The organism is Sphingobacterium sp. WOUb80 (assembly GCF_050058145.1).
In the GTDB taxonomy this organism is placed as follows: domain Bacteria; phylum Bacteroidota; class Bacteroidia; order Sphingobacteriales; family Sphingobacteriaceae; genus Sphingobacterium.
This window is the reverse complement of sequence record NZ_CP165617.1, coordinates 4,633,313-4,648,131: the sequence shown is the minus strand read 5'-3', so window position 1 is coordinate 4,648,131 and position 14,819 is coordinate 4,633,313. Positions and strand designations below refer to the sequence as shown.

Genomic DNA, 14,819 nt, shown 5'->3' with positions numbered 1-14,819 from the left:
AAAAAAAGGATATCTCAGGACCATAAATTGTGAAGTAGTATGCATAGCTTGTTTCCTTTATTTATCGCGATGATCGCGATCATTGTATTGATCGAAATGTGGGCAACCAAACTCAGGATAGCCTATCCAATTCTTTTGGTTCTAGCGGGACTATTAATCAGTTTTATTCCCACTTTGCCTGTCGTGACGATCGACCCGGATGTCATATTTCTCATTTTTCTGCCACCATTGCTCTGCGAGGCTTCCTGGTCTATTTCGTTTAAGGAGATGAAGAAGTGGTGGCGTATTATAGGGAGTTTTGCATTTTTGGTGGTATTCTTTACTGCACTTTCCGTTGCGGTGGTAGCCAATTATTATATCCCGGGATTTACACTTGCGCTGGGTTTTCTGCTTGGGGGCATCGTGTCGCCACCGGATGCCGTCAGTACGGGGGCTATTATGAAATTTGTGAAAGTCCCCAAAACAACTTCGGCTATCCTGGAGGGCGAAAGCCTCTTAAATGATGCATCTTCATTGATCATTGTCCGTTTTGCCCTTATTGCTGTGGGAACAGGGCAATTTGTATGGGGACAAGCCGCGGTATCCTTTATCTGGATGCTTGTCGGTGGGGTGGGGATTGGCCTCTTATTGGGTTGGTTCTTTATTCAGGCACACAAACGCCTGCCGACAGATGCGCCATCGGACATTGCACTTACCTTGATCGAACCCTACTTTATGTATTGGATCGCAGAACAGTTCCATAGTTCAGGTGTATTGGCTGTTGTTGCAGGCGGACTCCTGATGTCCGGTCAGCGGTTGACATTTCTCAATAGCACGAGTCGGGTGCGTGGGTTAAGTGTTTGGGAAAGTTTTGTATTTATTCTAAATGGTATTGTATTTTTTATTATCGGATTAGATCTTCCAGAAATTGTTGATGGTTTGCGTTCCAATGGCACTTCGCTGCGGGAAGCAATAGGATACGGTCTTTTGGTAACAGCAGTATTGATTCTTGCCCGTATCATCAGTTCGTATGCAGCTATGATTGCTACGCTAATTTTCCGTCCTACTGTCGCCCCACGGTCACGGTCACCCAAACAACGTTTTCTAATGCCCCTATTATTGGGCTGGACTGGCATGCGGGGAGTGGTGTCACTCGCAGCAGCACTTTCTATTCCTGTAGTCATGAACGGCGTGGCCGTTCCGCAACGAAATCTGATCCTATTTATCACCTTTGTGGTGATTCTGTCCACACTCTTGGTGCAAGGGCTTACGCTACCTTACTTGATCAAAAGGACCAGGTTATTTGAAACCTTTGAAGAGGAACCCGAAGAGCAGGTTCGCCGTCGCATGAAACAGGGGCTGAAAAACCATGTTTACCAATTTTTAAAAGATAAACATGAAAAAGAACTGCATAACCGTGATGTAATGGACCGAATTTTGAAACATTGGGAGGAAAAGGTAAATGCGGCAGATGATTCCTGGATGAACGAAAAAACGAAAGTGATATTTATGGAGCTTTTGGATGTGCAGCGAGAATACCTTCAGAAATTAAACTGCGAGTCAACCATTGATGAGGGACTTGTTCGTTCGCAGTTATACCAGCTGGATCTGGAAGAAGAGCGATTGCGGCGGATATAATGACTTAGTGGAAACGATAATATTTGATATAGAACTAAAGCCTCTGAGTGGGCAGCGATAAAATATGAAAGTAATCATAACAGGAGCCACCGGAATGGTTGGCGAAGGCGTTTTATTGGAATGCCTTCAAAACGATAAGGTAACAGCTGTGCTGAGCATTTCGCGTCGTACCGCGGCTATTCAACATCCTAAATTGAAGGAACTTTTGGTAGAGGATTTTACTAAACTTTCGCTATTTAGAGATGCGATTGCAGGATATGATGCCTGCTTTTACTGTGCAGGTGTGAGTTCTGTGGGAATGAAAGAAGACAAGTACCGTTATATTACTTATGATACGACACTGGCTTTTGCAAAGTCCCTGTTGGAGATTAATCCAGCCATCAGCTTTATTTATGTCTCAGGAGGGAGTACGGATAGCACGGAGCAAGGCAAGGTCATGTGGGCAAGAGTGAAAGGAAAGACTGAGAATGAGCTGGCAAAGTTGCCGTTCAAAAAGGAGTATAACTTTAGGCCGGGAGCAATGACAACCGTTGCAGGGCAAAAACATGCCAATCCCTTTGCTTTTGTTGCCAAAATAATCAAGTTTTTTGCCCCTTCATCAGTACTTTCCCTACATGAAGTCGGACGCGCCATGATACATGCCGTGGAAAGCGATGACGTTAAGAACATCTTGGAGATTAAAGATATTCGCGCCCTTGCTTAAACCGCTTTGTTAAATATTTATATAGTAATCGGAATAATTCCGATTATTTACAAATTATTTGACATAATTGTAATTGGATTATCACTATGTAATACGCTTTCTATCCAAATTCGTTCGATCAGCTGTTGGCTAGAAATTTTCTCAAAATAGCTTTCCATCTCATGGTTACATTTTTCGATAAATGTTTTGGTGAGTTCCTAAAGGCTTCAACTGATGGATTTCTGCGGATTTAATCGTATTTAAAGTAAGTATTTAATTTTACTCCAAAGTTTTATAACATGTGTATTCACCAAAAGTAATGCTTTTTGGTGAGTTTGTTCACCGAAAAGCATTACTTTTGGTGAACGCTTAAAAAACAACCGTTATAGCCGGCGTTTTGTCAACAAATACTTTTGGCGGACTAAACAGCAGCAAGAAATCGATTATGTAGAAGAAATGGATGGTAAAATAACTGGTTACGAATTTAAATGTAATTCTAAGGCGAAAGCAAAAATACCTTCAAATTTTGTAGAAGCCTATAGCGCAGATGTTCAGGTAATCTCAAAAGATAATTTTAGAGCGTTTATTGGTCTTGAATAAAATTATTTAGCTAATTTGTCCAGTAATCGTATTTCTAATAATGTGCTTAGTTGTTCTAATTTTTTTGCCTTAGTTAATAGTGTCCTGATCAATTTTTTATTGATGTGATAACCTAATTCGTATCGTGCTAAGACGTAGCTGTCTTGCAGAGAACGAAAGTCCGAAATGGCTTGTTGTTGTTTTTTTCCTTTCGTAAAGAATATCTTATCTATTTGAGGAGTAATATGACGGCAATATCGGGCTAATTGCGATAGGTTATGGGTCTTTGGGTCGTAACGCGTATGTGTTACCAATATGCTTCTCATCAATAATTCGGTGGCTTGATGTAATAGAAATATACTAACATGGAGGTCCTTTGAGAGATATGTAATATTGGCTAGATGTAGAAATTGAGAACCTTTGATATGAAAATTATTGAAAACATCTTTTACTCTTTGTATTTTCGACTGGGGGTTTATCTTAAAGTAAGTCGTTATTAGAAATATATCAGATTGATATATTATCTTTCCTCGCTCCATTATATCAATAAAGAAATCCTGCCCCCAAGATAATCCCTCATTGACGAAATCAATACTATGAACTAAAACTGATGATTTCTTTATCCGAAGAAGACTGTTCTCGATTCTACTAATTAAGTTGCTTTCATTGCTTTGAGTATCTTTTGCATCAAGTATTACTAACAGATTTAAAATGTCATTAGTGTCTATAGATGGATTTTTTCGAGATTTTTTGTTCGAAAATATCCATAGCCCATAATGGATAACGGCAAGGGGCGAAACAATATTTACTATTTCATTTATGATTGTATTATACCCAGAATTAGTGGTATGAAGTAAATTGGTGTTCATAATTAATGTATAAGTATAGCGGGTTCAAAAGCGAAATTGATTATGCAAAATTATGTTTATTTTTTTGTGATTAAAAATGCGCAAAAAGTTGACTAAACTATCCCTATGTTATTATTTAAACTTTCTATTTTTCCAAAGTAATCTTCCATCTCATAGTTACATTTTTCTATAAACGTTTTTGTGCATTGTTGCAATTCTATAATTGTTAGTGGATCTCCTTTATAATTTGCATTATACCTAAATTCCTGCTGTGCTTCAGTAATGTTCTTAAAAGCGGCAACATGATCCTCATGGTCAAGGCAGAATATGGCGTAGGCGTCAGGCACGATTAATTTGCAGAGTTTTATCAGAAAAGTAAGGTTGACTCGTTGTGGTTTGTATTGGAGTATCGTGTTAATGACGCCCAGGCAAATTTGTTCCAACACTTGTGAAAGGGTGTAATATACCGCTTCTACACCAAACGACCGCCCCTCTTCAAAGGCGTAATATAAGCAACGTGCATTGTTATAGCGCGTCTTCCATTGTTGACGTACATATTCAAGATCGAGCTGTGGGGCGGCGATACTTTCCCGATTGATATTGGCTATTGATGAATTCTGAAACCAGATGTCACCCGCTTTTAGGAGCGAAAGGAAAAAGGGATGGCTCTTTGAAAGCTGTTTGGTGAAAGCTGCGGAGTTTTCCAGGACCAGCGTGAGCGATACATTGTTGGGGAGCAAATCTGCTATGAGCTGCGTTAGATTATTGATCTCGGTGCTTAAAATATCATAAGCGACAAAAATATAATAACCATGCGTGATGCAATCATTTTTTGCCCTTTGGAGCGCATTATGATATTTGTGATGATCAGAATCATAACCGAAACATACTACTAGAGCAGGGGTGCAATTGCACTCTATAGCATTTAAAATGAGGTCCCGATAATTGGCGTTGCAATAGCTTTGTTTGTATATTTCATTGTTGTTTTTGCAATTTTCAACTTCACTGTTGGCAATTGGGAGTGGGTTAAGTTTTGACTTAATTTCTTGGAATAAAATATTGGAATAATCGTAGATCCAGTTTAATGTGTTTATAGAAATCTGATAGGCGGTTTCTAATACAACTTCATCTATAAAATAGTCAAATTGATATCGATAGTCAATGTATGCCTTGTTGATTTTCTCCAAAGCATGTTTGTTTTCGTTGTTGTCTGCCAGCTTGCCGAGCCGATCGTCGAAAGTTTTGAGATAGTTTATATGGTTTTTTAGCGAATGGGACTTTTTATCCTCAACGACGAGGATATTTTCTGCCGTTCGAAATGCAAGTTCTAAAGCTTGATGTAGCATAAATGCTGCGTGTGCATAATTTTTATGCTCGAAATAGAAATTGTATCCATCTACAAAAGATCGAATCTTGCTCTTTTCCTTTTCGATATATGTCCGTGTTTTTTCGATGACTTCGTCACTTTTATTATTTGGTAAGACAAGGGGTATATCTTGCACAGGATTTTGATAAATGCGGTTTTCAGGTTGGCAAATAAGATAAGCCCGACCTAAACCTTGATTCAATTTTTGCTGTATCTCGTGCGTGAAGTTCACATTGATAAATACATTTGGATAGGGGTCGATAGTTTTGTTTATCAGGCTGTTTGCATCAGAAAAACGAATTCCGGCATTTGACGTAAGATTGACCTGTAGCATCAGATACTTTTTATCATCGTGGTCAAAAGTCCATTGGTAGATTTCATCGACAGCAACGGCACGAAGTATTGCTTCGATAATAGGGGTAATATCGGTGTTCATAATATGGGTTGATAAATGGAGGTTATATTTCTGTTTCTAGAAGAGTTGTTTGTTTTTGATTGAGAGATTCTATCTCTTCAGAAAAAGCTGTTAAATAGGCGAGTTCTATTATTTTGATCATAGTCTGGTAAATTCGTGTACTGTAATCTGCATAGGCACCGGTATATCGGTTTTTGGCGAGGCCATAGTTGATCCATTCATACAAGATTTCATTCCATTCCTGCTGATCGTATGTTTTAACTGTTGCCAATAGTGCTGACAAAGGATCGTCTAGTTCTTCATTCGATACATAATAAAGTATAATCTCCTCTTTTGCATGCCTAATCAAAACTGATTGGCATTCGGGCAATATCGAAAATGAATCGTCCATGCCGACTGGAAGAATAGGGGATTCCTCAGATGTATTGGATAACATTTCTAATAGGGAGTAAAGACAGGCGTAGTTAAAGAGTAGATTTGCCCCCGAAAATTTACTATTTTCATGGTCGGCAGACCAGAATTCTTTTTCGTCGATGACCGTTTGGTACCAATACCGGATGTCTTCTCGCCAACCATTTAGATCGTCTCTATCAAAGAAATCCTTTAATGCTGAGATGGAATAATGTTGGGAAGCAAGCCAGTCGGGTAATATGATGCTTTTTTTGGGGTGAAGTATTTCGTCTTCGGTTTCGTCCAAAGATTGCTGGGCTTGGCGCTGCTTATTTGCAATGTCTTCTTGATTTTCTATAACATTGTCTGGAAGTATTTTATTTTCATAGATCTTTCCGAGAGAAGCCGCCAGACGAAGTAAGAATTCTTTTACAGCAAGTATTTCATGGCCGTTGTTGCCTAAAAAGCCGTTATCTCTGTCTCCTAAACTTATCCATAAATCATCAAGAATGCTGTACCATTGTTGTAAAGACTCGTAAGAAAAAAAACGGATAATGCTGTCTGCTGCTGTATCAATATTACTTGCCCAGGGGTCTGTTGATAATATATGATTCCAGTAGTCTGAAACACGTTTATTGAACTTCAACGGTTGTTCTATTGTTTTTAGTTTACATTTCCTAAAAATGACATACGCCAATTCTACCTGTTCAATTAATTTTTTGGTGAGATATCCGGTAGAGGAACGCGGTGGGTTCATCTTTGCGTTTGAAGCCGCGTTGATTAACATATTTAGATCTGCTAACCAGTCACGTATGGATGTTTCGCTTTCAAAGAACTCTATAAGATATTTCATCGGATCGTCGATGTGTTCTTGGCTTAAATAGCGAAAATGTTTCGCTTTTAGTTTCTTTTGCGTATTTTTCATCAGATTATATTTTTTTGTTGATGAAACTGCTATTAGGGCAAATACTGATCCGTGCACTGATCTAAAGCCTTGTTGGTTTCATATGTTTTTTGATTAGTAAAATAGTCTATAATTGTCTTCGTTAGGACTAAATTAAGAACTATTTTTCGGTAAAACAAATATTTTTTATTAAAATTTTCGGTAATGAGTTCTGTTTTGAAGAGAATTAAGATTGTTGCGGATAGAGAGGGGATGAGCGTATCGGCCTTTGAGGCAACTATTGGAGCGAGCAAGGGTGTTTTTACGCGTGCATTGGCCAATGGTACGGATATTCAATCTAAATGGTTAATCAGCCTTGTTGAAAAATATCCTCAATATTCATCTGAATGGCTATTAAAAGGTGAAGGCGAGATGTTAAAACCTGTTCCTGTAGCAAAAGAAGAGGAGGAAACTTATCTAACGCCAGAATTAGAAGGGATTACCAATTCTGTTATTTATACACTAAAACAAGTTGTCGCATCTCAGAATATAACTATAAAATCTCAAGAGAAGACAATTATGTCTTTGGAGAGATTATTGTCTTCATTAGAACGCGAACTTGATTTATTAAAGAATAAATGAACCACAAACATTTTTAAAAACGGACGAAAGTGAATGTAAAGGAACGTGTGCTGCTGATTGCTGAAACCAAAGGCATCAGTAAAACCGAATTTTTCAAAGATGTGCAACTTTCTTATGCAAATTTTAAGGGAGGGCAGAAGAATACCGCACTCAGTTCGGATGCCATGGTTGCAATATTGTCCAAACATCCCGACATTAGTCCCGCATGGTTGTTGATGGGTGAAGGAACTATGATGCGGAAGGATGAGAGCGTTGAGGTAAGTGCTCCACCTGCCGAAACTGCTGCTACAACAGCCGAAGGCCTTGGAATTTATAAGCAGCTGGTCAATGCCTTAGAGCAAACGGTAAAGGCACAAGAAAAGACAATCCTCTCATTGGAAGGTCAGGTGAGTTTATTGCAGCGCAAATAATTACATCCAGCAGTTTAGAAAACTGTTTTTTTTTCCTATCATCCAAAATACCTGATTCCGGTGATTTCATTGGCCTCTTTTTTGTTTTAATTTCGTTATTGAAGTGGTGTTTGTTTAACCGGCTTCTGGGAAGGCTTCTGTTTATTTGTAAAAGGAACATTGCCTGCCCGTTGATCTAATTACATTCGTCAGCTTCATGTATTCAAAGAATTAATTTTATGTCGAAAAAAGTATTTGTTATATGCTGTCTGCTTTTAGCTTGTTTTGTGCATCATACAGTGGCACAGTCAGTGGGCCAGCGGCCAATGTATACCTCAACATGGGGGCACCTTTACCGTGAAGGAGGGAATAATAAGGATCTCTTGGGGGTTTTTCCGACGGAGGCACCTGTGTACCTGCTAGATTCCACCAATACACAGTATAAGGTGCAGGTGAGTAATGGGGATATCGGCTATATTGATCGTCAGCCCTTGAAAAGTGCAATGTTCGGAAAAAGATCTGCCGGCGAGCCAAAGCAATATTTCTATCGTGGAACAACAGATGCCCAATGCCCACATTTCTATGTGCAGGTGTCGCAATTGCGCGTGCGTAAGGCTCCTAATACAACAAGTACCGCTGTGCGTAGGGCAGGGCTCAATGAAATGGTATGTATCGATTATGTGCCGCTCTACACAGATGGATGGGTCTACATTGGAGACCACTTTCATGAAAGTCCGGAGTATATTCAGATGAAATTTTTGGGGTCTGAACTAACGTATGACAAGGTGCTAAAAGAGTATCTGGCCGTAAAAGGAAAGGACCAGGAGAAAGAGCTTGCTGCAGTTGGACGCCTGCGTGAGATCGGGTGGACCAAGTATCCCAAATTAAAACAGGCGCTTACCTATTGGAAGGAATCCTATACCAAAGCAGGAGTAGTAGACCCCAAAGTTGATATCGATTTTGAATTGGTCTTGGCCGATAAGTTTCAAAATGAGCTCCAGTCCGAAGTCTATGCAAAGAAACTGAAAGCGCTAAATTTCCATTTCGATTGGAAAGGAGTGTCGTTATCTGACGGTAAGATCACGGATGCGCAAATGAAGCAATTGGCTTTGCAACGGGTTTCCGAAATCCCCGATATGCCGGAATGTGGCTGGGAACCGCAGTATTACTATAAAACCCCAAATATGATCGTTGCTTTCGAAGAAAATTATAAGGGAAAAGTGGTCGGTACGATGTACAAGCTGTTTTTTAGTGATGGCGAAAGCATTGTCATGGGCAACGAGCGGATGGATGCCAATTATGCAGAAAAAGACTTTGTAAACCACTTTGGTGAACTGCTTTCGGCAGATTGGATTTCAACGCCACATACGTACTATATTCAAAATGGCGATGCCGGTTTATTTATTTTCAGATTTGTCGATGGGAAACTGGCCAGCTATGAGTGCATGTATTATTGTTAATATTCAGAAATTGTGTCATGGCTAAGTAGTCGGGGCTAAATAAAGACGTCAACGTGTTTGAAAATGTTCGTCGTTTATGATGTTAGCAAGGATTTTTATTAACGAGCAGGAATAGGGATGCGCAAAAAACAAGGCCCTTTGAAGGGGAATTAAAACTCCGCTTTCAAAGGGCCTTTGGATGTTATTGAAATCTTAAATTAGACGACTTGCATCTCAAAGAGCTGTGCGATATGGCCTTTCAATTTTTCTTTCACGTCTTCCAGATCGACTTCTTTACCAAGTTCCCGCTTTAAAGACGTTACATCCTTATCGTCTATGCCACAAGGAATGATGTTGCCGAAATAATCAAGATCTGTATTGACATTGAATGCAAAACCATGCATGGTCACCCAGCGTGAAGCGCGTACTCCCATTGCACAGATCTTGCGTGCTGTCGGTTTATCGGGCTCTATCCATACGCCGGTAAATCCGGGATATCTTCCAGCGTCGATACCATAATCTGCACAAGTCAATATAATTGCTTCCTCCAATGTGCGCAGATAAAGATGTATATCCGTAAAGAAGTTGTCGAGATCCAGGATCGGATAACCGACAATCTGTCCCGGACCGTGATAGGTAATGTCCCCGCCCCGGTTGATCTTATAAAATTTGGCCTCTTTCTCTTCAAGTCCTTTTTCATCTAACAGCAAGTATTCCTCGTGACCGCTTTTACCTAAGGTGTAAACGTGGGGATGTGCTGTAAAGATCAAGTAATTGGGGGTACTGGTTGCTGTTGCGTTGACCCTATTGTCGTGCTTAATGTCCAATACTCCCTTAAAGATGGATTCCTGTCGGTCCCAGGCTTCTTGGTAATCGACAAGGCCCCAATCTTGAAACTGCACCTCTTTGTTCATCTCTTATTTTTTTAAGATCTGAATGGGCTTAACGTCCAGTCAGATCATTGTTTGTCAAAATTAATACAATAAGTTATTGTATGGGTAACGTTCATTGTGCATCTTCACAATGATATCGTAAAGTTTTTGTTTGAACTCTTCGATATTCGTTTTATTTGTTGCTGACAGGAAGATCGCTGGGTCTGAATTTTTTGCCATCCAGGAATTACGGAAATCCTCCAATGTTACCTCGATTTCCTCGCCATCGTGTCCTTCTTCAATCGCGGGTTTATAAAGGTCAATTTTATTGAATACTGTAATTACTGGTTTGTCCAACGCTTTGATATCCTTTAATGTTTCGTTTACCGCCTGTATATGATCCTCAAAGTTAGGGTGTGATATGTCTACCACATGAATCAGAACGTCTGCTTCTCTAACTTCATCCAGTGTGGATTTGAAACATTCCACCAAATGGTGAGGTAGTTTGCGGATAAAACCAACCGTATCTGAAAGCAGAAATGGGAGGTTGTCAATGACAACTTTGCGAACTGTTGTATCCAGTGTTGCAAAAAGTTTATTCTCGATCAAAACATCAGACTTGGAGATCATATTCATGATTGTCGATTTTCCGACGTTCGTATAGCCAACCAGGGCCACACGGATCATCTCGCCGCGATTTTTACGCTGTGTCTCGTTTTGCTTGTCGATTGCTTTTAGGCGTTCTTTAAACAAGGAGATCTTGTCCAGGATGATCCGTCTATCGGTCTCGATCTGTGACTCACCTGGACCGCGCATACCAATACCCCCGCGCTGACGTTCCAAGTGGGTCCACATACGGGTCAGACGTGGTAAAAGATATTGCAGCTGTGCCAATTCCACTTGTGTCTTTGCTTGTGCAGTTTTGGCATGTCGGGCAAAGATATCCAGGATAAGATTGGAGCGGTCCAATATCTTGCGTTTCAGTTCTTTTTCAATATTACGCAACTGCGAAGGTGAAAGTTCATCGTCGAAAACAACGATGTCAATTTCTTCCGCTTCAACATATGCTTTTATTTCTTCCAGCTTTCCGCTACCCACAAAGGTAGCACGGTCCGGGAAACCCAGTTTCTGTGTAAACATGCCTTTGGTCTCACCACCGGCGGTCTGCACCAAAAATTCAAGTTCCTCCAGATATTCCTTTGCTTTTGTTTCCGTCACGCTTGGGGTGATAACACTCACCAAGACGGCTGTTTCGGGTTTTATTGCTGTATCGTGTATTTTAATTCTGGCCATTTTGTACTATTAAGTCTTTCAAGTGAAGCCGGTAGGTCATTACGCTATGAAATACGAGCTCTTGCCTATCGCTTGTTATACGTTCACTTTTTAAATTATTTTTCAATGAGCTCGCAAGCCCGGTTTTTGTTTGAAAAGGTAAATTTAAGAATTTATGTGTTTGTACACCACACAAGACTGATGCCGATTATAACATAATTCTTCATTAACCAATAAATTTCCTGTGATTTGCTTACCAGGGCAACTCAAAATATGTAAGCGTTCGGTCGCCATCTTTTGCCTAGTAAAAGAAGGGATATTTTTCTATATCATGTTCATAATGATGCAAAAGTAAATAAATTTGGTTTTATATACAAAAAAGATAAATTGTCTTCAAGAGCTAATTAACAACAATTCGTATCCTATTTATGTTGACGAGCGGCCTTTAGATTCCACTGTGCTCTGTTTATTCACTTAAACACGTTGTTGATTTATTTGCTGGCCCCGTTTTTTATTTCGAAAATGACATGCGATTAAGAAATCTTATCCCAAGCAATGCCATCGGATTTTCTTGCCAGAAAGCTTCGCAGCAAATGATTCTTTTCGCTTTGTAGTGTTGGGTCTTCTTTGAAAATAGCAATGACGGTGTTACGGCATTCAGTAAGCAATTCCTGATCCGTCGCTAGGTTCGCCATCTTGAGGTCCAGTACACCCGACTGCTGTGTACCGGATATATCGCCCGGACCACGTAGCTGTAGGTCGACTTCTGCAATCTCAAACCCGTCATTGGTACGCACCATGGTGTCCAGCCTTAATCGCCCTTCTTTGCTCAGCTTATTGCCCGACATCAGGATACAGAAAGACTGTTCGGCACCACGGCCTACACGACCCCGCAATTGGTGCAGCTGTGATAGCCCAAAACGTTCTGAATTTTCAATGACCATCACCGATGCATTGGGAACATTAACTCCCACCTCAATAACTGTAGTGGCAACCATGATCTGCGTTTCATGTTTGACAAAACGCTGCATCTCAAAGTCTTTATCTTTTACGGGCATCTTGCCGTGAACAATACTGATCTTGTATTGTGGTAGTGGAAATTCGCGTTGTAAGTTCTCAAGTCCTGCTTCCAGGTAAATCAGATCCAGTTTTTCGCTTTCCTTGATGAGGGGATATACCAGGTATACCTGCCTTCCCTTGGCGATCTCCTCGCGCATAAAACCAAACATCCGCAAACGCGAGCTTTCAAAAAAGTGAACAGTCTTAATCGGTTTACGTCCTGCAGGTAATTCGTCTATGACGGAGATGTCCAAGTCGCCGTACATGGTCATCGCCAATGTCCGTGGAATTGGCGTGGCTGTCATGACCAGCATGTGCGGTGGAATGATATTCTTTCGCCAGAGTTTGGCCCGTTGTTCCACACCAAAGCGGTGCTGTTCGTCAATAACAACAAAACCCAGGTTTTTGAACTGTACTTTATCCTCGATCAGGGCATGTGTACCAATCAGAATGTCCAGGCTGCCATCTTCCAGTGCCTGGTGGATCAAACGGCGTTCCTTCGTGCTTGTGGATCCCGTAAGTAGCTTGATAGTGACGATGTCATCGCCCACGAGCTGCTTTAGCCCATGATAATGCTGTGTCGCCAGGATTTCTGTTGGCGCCATCATGCAGGCCTGAAATCCATTGTCGACAGCGAGCAGCATGCTCATGAGGGCAACAACTGTTTTTCCGGAGCCAACATCACCCTGCACCAGACGATTCATCTGCGCGCCGGTATTGGTGTCTATGCGGATTTCCTTCACAACGCGCTTCTGTGCTCCTGTTAACGGGAATGGAAGGCGCTCATTAAAGAACGTGTTGAATTTTTCGCCGACTTTATTGAAGCGCTGGCCTCTAAACTTCTGGGTATTGAGCTGTTTGTTGTTGAGCAACTTGAGCTGTATAAAGAATAATTCTTCAAACTTGATGCGTTTGATTGCTTGGTTCAGTTCCTTTTGATCGCTTGGAAAGTGTATGGAAGCTAAAGCATTCTGCCTGGAAATGAGACGGTGTTTAGTAAGGACATCCGAAGGGAGCGATTCGTTAATACCACGGAATACGGTTTCCAATGCAGTCTGCTGTAAGCGTTGGATTCCTTTGGTATCCAGATTGAACTTTTTAAGTTTTTCTGTTGATGAATAAACTGGCTGTAAACTCATGTTGCCGATCTGTTTAACCTGTGGGTTATACAGATCCATTTCGGGATGCGTAATGGATAATTGTCCATTGAATTCGCTTGGCTTGCCATAAATAATATAGGCAGACCCGACTTTCAATGATTTCTGGAGCCAGGGGATGGACTGAAACCAGACCAGTTCCATGGAGCCGGTTTCATCTTTGAATGAGCCAACAAGACGTTTCGTTCTTTTCTCGCCCACGAGTTGTAGCGAAACCAAACGGCCCAGGACCTGCGCGGCCATCATATCGGGATGAAGTTTCCGGATTTTATGGAACTCCGTACGGTCGATATAACGGAAAGGATATTGCGTCAATAGATCACCAATGGTAAATACCTGTAGCTCTTTTTTGAGTACATCTGCCTTTTGTGGACCTACACCTTTGAGGTATTCTATGGGGGTAATTAAACTTAATTCAGCCATTCTTCTTGAATGGCTAAATTACGAAAAATTTAATTTTTAAGATTTATATACTTCTACAAATGGTTTGCCATCCTTGCATTGAACTGGTCTGGCCATATTTGGACAGCCACCTTCACATTTTGTTTTCTCCAAACGCAGCTTGTTTTCCATGAGACGGTTGTAGAGCTCTATTTTTTCTATCATCTCGGTTGATCGAATGGTTTTGTGGACTGCAATTCCTTCCATACAGCAGCCTGAACGTAGAAAATGACTGGTCCAATCGTTTGGATTCGAGCAGGTCACGTCTTTATAGAACTCCTTCAGCTCCTTGTATCTTTTGGGCAGTTCGGCATTGGTTTCCTCAAGCGATAATTCGTAAGCAAAGCGAAGTGCGGCCTTACCGTTATAACAGACTTTTCCCACGGGTGGATTGGGTATAGGCATGGACAGGTTTTGTGTATTATAGAACGTTTTATCTTCACGTTCGGCTGCTTTATTTCGCTCACTCTGGAGATGATCTAATTCGAGCTTCAATTTTTCGAATTGATTTTTCAGTGAAGAATGTACCAGGTAATAGGTATAATAAGGGTGTTGTATAATTTCAAACTCTTCAATATTTGTGCAGGGAACAGATTGTAGCAATGTGGTGAGCTCCTGTGCTTTTGCATTGACTTGTTCATTCCAGTATTCGTATGATTTAGAATTGTCTTTCGAACAAGCAAGGAAAAGTATAAATCCAATAATCGGAAGTAAAAAGGTGATTTTTTTCATGTTTGGCAAATCTAGGTGTTGTTATTTTTATGGTTG

13 protein-coding genes are annotated in these 14,819 nt (G+C 40.7%); 6 read left to right on the top strand and 7 right to left on the bottom strand.

Features of this window, described 5'->3' with window-relative positions; all coding sequences use genetic code 11:
• Positions 1 to 39 precede the first annotated feature (39 nt).
• The 3 genes from AB1Z56_RS19270 to AB1Z56_RS19260 all read left to right on the top strand — a co-directional run bounded on the left by AB1Z56_RS19270 (position 40) and on the right by AB1Z56_RS19260 (position 2,899).
• Positions 40 to 1,617, top strand: a complete 1,578-nt coding sequence (locus tag AB1Z56_RS19270) for a Na+/H+ antiporter (protein ID WP_309365473.1) — start codon at positions 40 to 42, stop codon at positions 1,615 to 1,617.
• Positions 1,618 to 1,681: 64 nt separating this feature from the next.
• On the top strand, positions 1,682 to 2,320 hold the full coding sequence (locus AB1Z56_RS19265; protein ID WP_426789898.1) for an NAD-dependent epimerase/dehydratase family protein: 639 nt from the start codon (positions 1,682 to 1,684) through the stop codon (positions 2,318 to 2,320).
• 330 nt (positions 2,321 to 2,650) lie between these two features.
• Entirely contained in the window at positions 2,651 to 2,899 is a 249-nt protein-coding gene (locus AB1Z56_RS19260) for a DUF4143 domain-containing protein (protein WP_426792397.1), read from the top strand.
• 2 nt (positions 2,900 to 2,901) lie between these two features.
• Here the strand turns inward: AB1Z56_RS19260 and AB1Z56_RS19255 are convergent, their stop codons facing one another.
• From AB1Z56_RS19255 to AB1Z56_RS19245, 3 genes are all read right to left on the bottom strand, one after another.
• Positions 2,902 to 3,747 carry a HEPN domain-containing protein gene (locus AB1Z56_RS19255; protein ID WP_426789897.1) on the bottom strand — a complete coding sequence of 282 codons (846 nt, stop codon included), beginning with the start codon at positions 3,745 to 3,747 and terminating at the stop codon, positions 2,902 to 2,904.
• Between the two features lie 92 nt (positions 3,748 to 3,839).
• Entirely contained in the window at positions 3,840 to 5,528 is a 1,689-nt protein-coding gene (locus AB1Z56_RS19250) for a HEPN domain-containing protein (protein ID WP_426789896.1), read from the bottom strand.
• 22 nt (positions 5,529 to 5,550) lie between these two features.
• Complete coding sequence (locus AB1Z56_RS19245) at positions 5,551 to 6,822, bottom strand: hypothetical protein (protein WP_426789895.1); 1,272 nt, start codon at positions 6,820 to 6,822, stop codon at positions 5,551 to 5,553.
• Positions 6,823 to 7,005: 183 nt separating this feature from the next.
• Between AB1Z56_RS19245 and AB1Z56_RS19240 the strand changes: the two genes are divergently transcribed.
• The 3 genes from AB1Z56_RS19240 (at position 7,006) to AB1Z56_RS19230 (ending at position 9,271) form a co-directional block, all read left to right on the top strand.
• Complete coding sequence (locus tag AB1Z56_RS19240) at positions 7,006 to 7,422, top strand: hypothetical protein (protein ID WP_309365479.1); 417 nt, start codon at positions 7,006 to 7,008, stop codon at positions 7,420 to 7,422.
• Positions 7,423 to 7,451: 29 nt separating this feature from the next.
• Entirely contained in the window at positions 7,452 to 7,832 is a 381-nt protein-coding gene (locus tag AB1Z56_RS19235) for a hypothetical protein (protein ID WP_426789894.1), read from the top strand.
• A gap of 218 nt (positions 7,833 to 8,050) precedes the next feature.
• Positions 8,051 to 9,271 carry a hypothetical protein gene (locus AB1Z56_RS19230; protein WP_426789893.1) on the top strand — a complete coding sequence of 407 codons (1,221 nt, stop codon included), beginning with the start codon at positions 8,051 to 8,053 and terminating at the stop codon, positions 9,269 to 9,271.
• A gap of 197 nt (positions 9,272 to 9,468) precedes the next feature.
• Here AB1Z56_RS19230 and lipB read toward each other — a convergent pair whose 3' ends face one another.
• The 4 genes from lipB to AB1Z56_RS19210 all read right to left on the bottom strand — a co-directional run bounded on the left by lipB (position 9,469) and on the right by AB1Z56_RS19210 (position 14,783).
• The gene (lipB, locus tag AB1Z56_RS19225) at positions 9,469 to 10,164 is read right to left on the bottom strand and encodes a lipoyl(octanoyl) transferase LipB (RefSeq protein WP_426789892.1); all 696 of its coding nucleotides are present in this window, start codon (positions 10,162 to 10,164) and stop codon (positions 9,469 to 9,471) included.
• Positions 10,165 to 10,224: 60 nt separating this feature from the next.
• Positions 10,225 to 11,415, bottom strand: coding sequence for a GTPase HflX (gene hflX, locus AB1Z56_RS19220; RefSeq protein WP_293900791.1), 1,191 nt, complete (start codon positions 11,413 to 11,415; stop codon positions 10,225 to 10,227).
• A gap of 512 nt (positions 11,416 to 11,927) precedes the next feature.
• Positions 11,928 to 14,033: an ATP-dependent DNA helicase RecG gene (gene recG / locus AB1Z56_RS19215; RefSeq protein ID WP_426789891.1), complete on the bottom strand. Its 2,106-nt coding sequence runs from the start codon at positions 14,031 to 14,033 to the stop codon at positions 11,928 to 11,930.
• Positions 14,034 to 14,069: 36 nt separating this feature from the next.
• Positions 14,070 to 14,783 carry a hypothetical protein gene (locus AB1Z56_RS19210; RefSeq protein WP_426789890.1) on the bottom strand — a complete coding sequence of 238 codons (714 nt, stop codon included), beginning with the start codon at positions 14,781 to 14,783 and terminating at the stop codon, positions 14,070 to 14,072.
• Between the last annotated feature and the right edge of the window lie 36 nt (positions 14,784 to 14,819).

What these genes read in the sequence shown, in the direction of transcription:
- AB1Z56_RS19270 (WP_309365473.1), top strand. Translation starts at nt 40, where the DNA reads ATGCATAGCTTGTTTCCTTTATTTATCGCGATGATCGCGATCATTGTA.
- AB1Z56_RS19240 (WP_309365479.1), top strand. Translation starts at nt 7,006, where the DNA reads ATGAGTTCTGTTTTGAAGAGAATTAAGATTGTTGCGGATAGAGAGGGG.
- lipB (WP_426789892.1), bottom strand. Translation starts at nt 10,164, where the DNA reads ATGAACAAAGAGGTGCAGTTTCAAGATTGGGGCCTTGTCGATTACCAA.
- AB1Z56_RS19210 (WP_426789890.1), bottom strand. Translation starts at nt 14,783, where the DNA reads ATGAAAAAAATCACCTTTTTACTTCCGATTATTGGATTTATACTTTTC.
- AB1Z56_RS19245 (WP_426789895.1), bottom strand. Translation starts at nt 6,822, where the DNA reads ATGAAAAATACGCAAAAGAAACTAAAAGCGAAACATTTTCGCTATTTA.
- recG (WP_426789891.1), bottom strand. Translation starts at nt 14,033, where the DNA reads ATGGCTGAATTAAGTTTAATTACCCCCATAGAATACCTCAAAGGTGTA.
- hflX (WP_293900791.1), bottom strand. Translation starts at nt 11,415, where the DNA reads ATGGCCAGAATTAAAATACACGATACAGCAATAAAACCCGAAACAGCC.
- AB1Z56_RS19250 (WP_426789896.1), bottom strand. Translation starts at nt 5,528, where the DNA reads ATGAACACCGATATTACCCCTATTATCGAAGCAATACTTCGTGCCGTT.
- AB1Z56_RS19265 (WP_426789898.1), top strand. Translation starts at nt 1,682, where the DNA reads ATGAAAGTAATCATAACAGGAGCCACCGGAATGGTTGGCGAAGGCGTT.
- AB1Z56_RS19255 (WP_426789897.1), bottom strand. Translation starts at nt 3,747, where the DNA reads ATGAACACCAATTTACTTCATACCACTAATTCTGGGTATAATACAATC.
- AB1Z56_RS19230 (WP_426789893.1), top strand. Translation starts at nt 8,051, where the DNA reads ATGTCGAAAAAAGTATTTGTTATATGCTGTCTGCTTTTAGCTTGTTTT.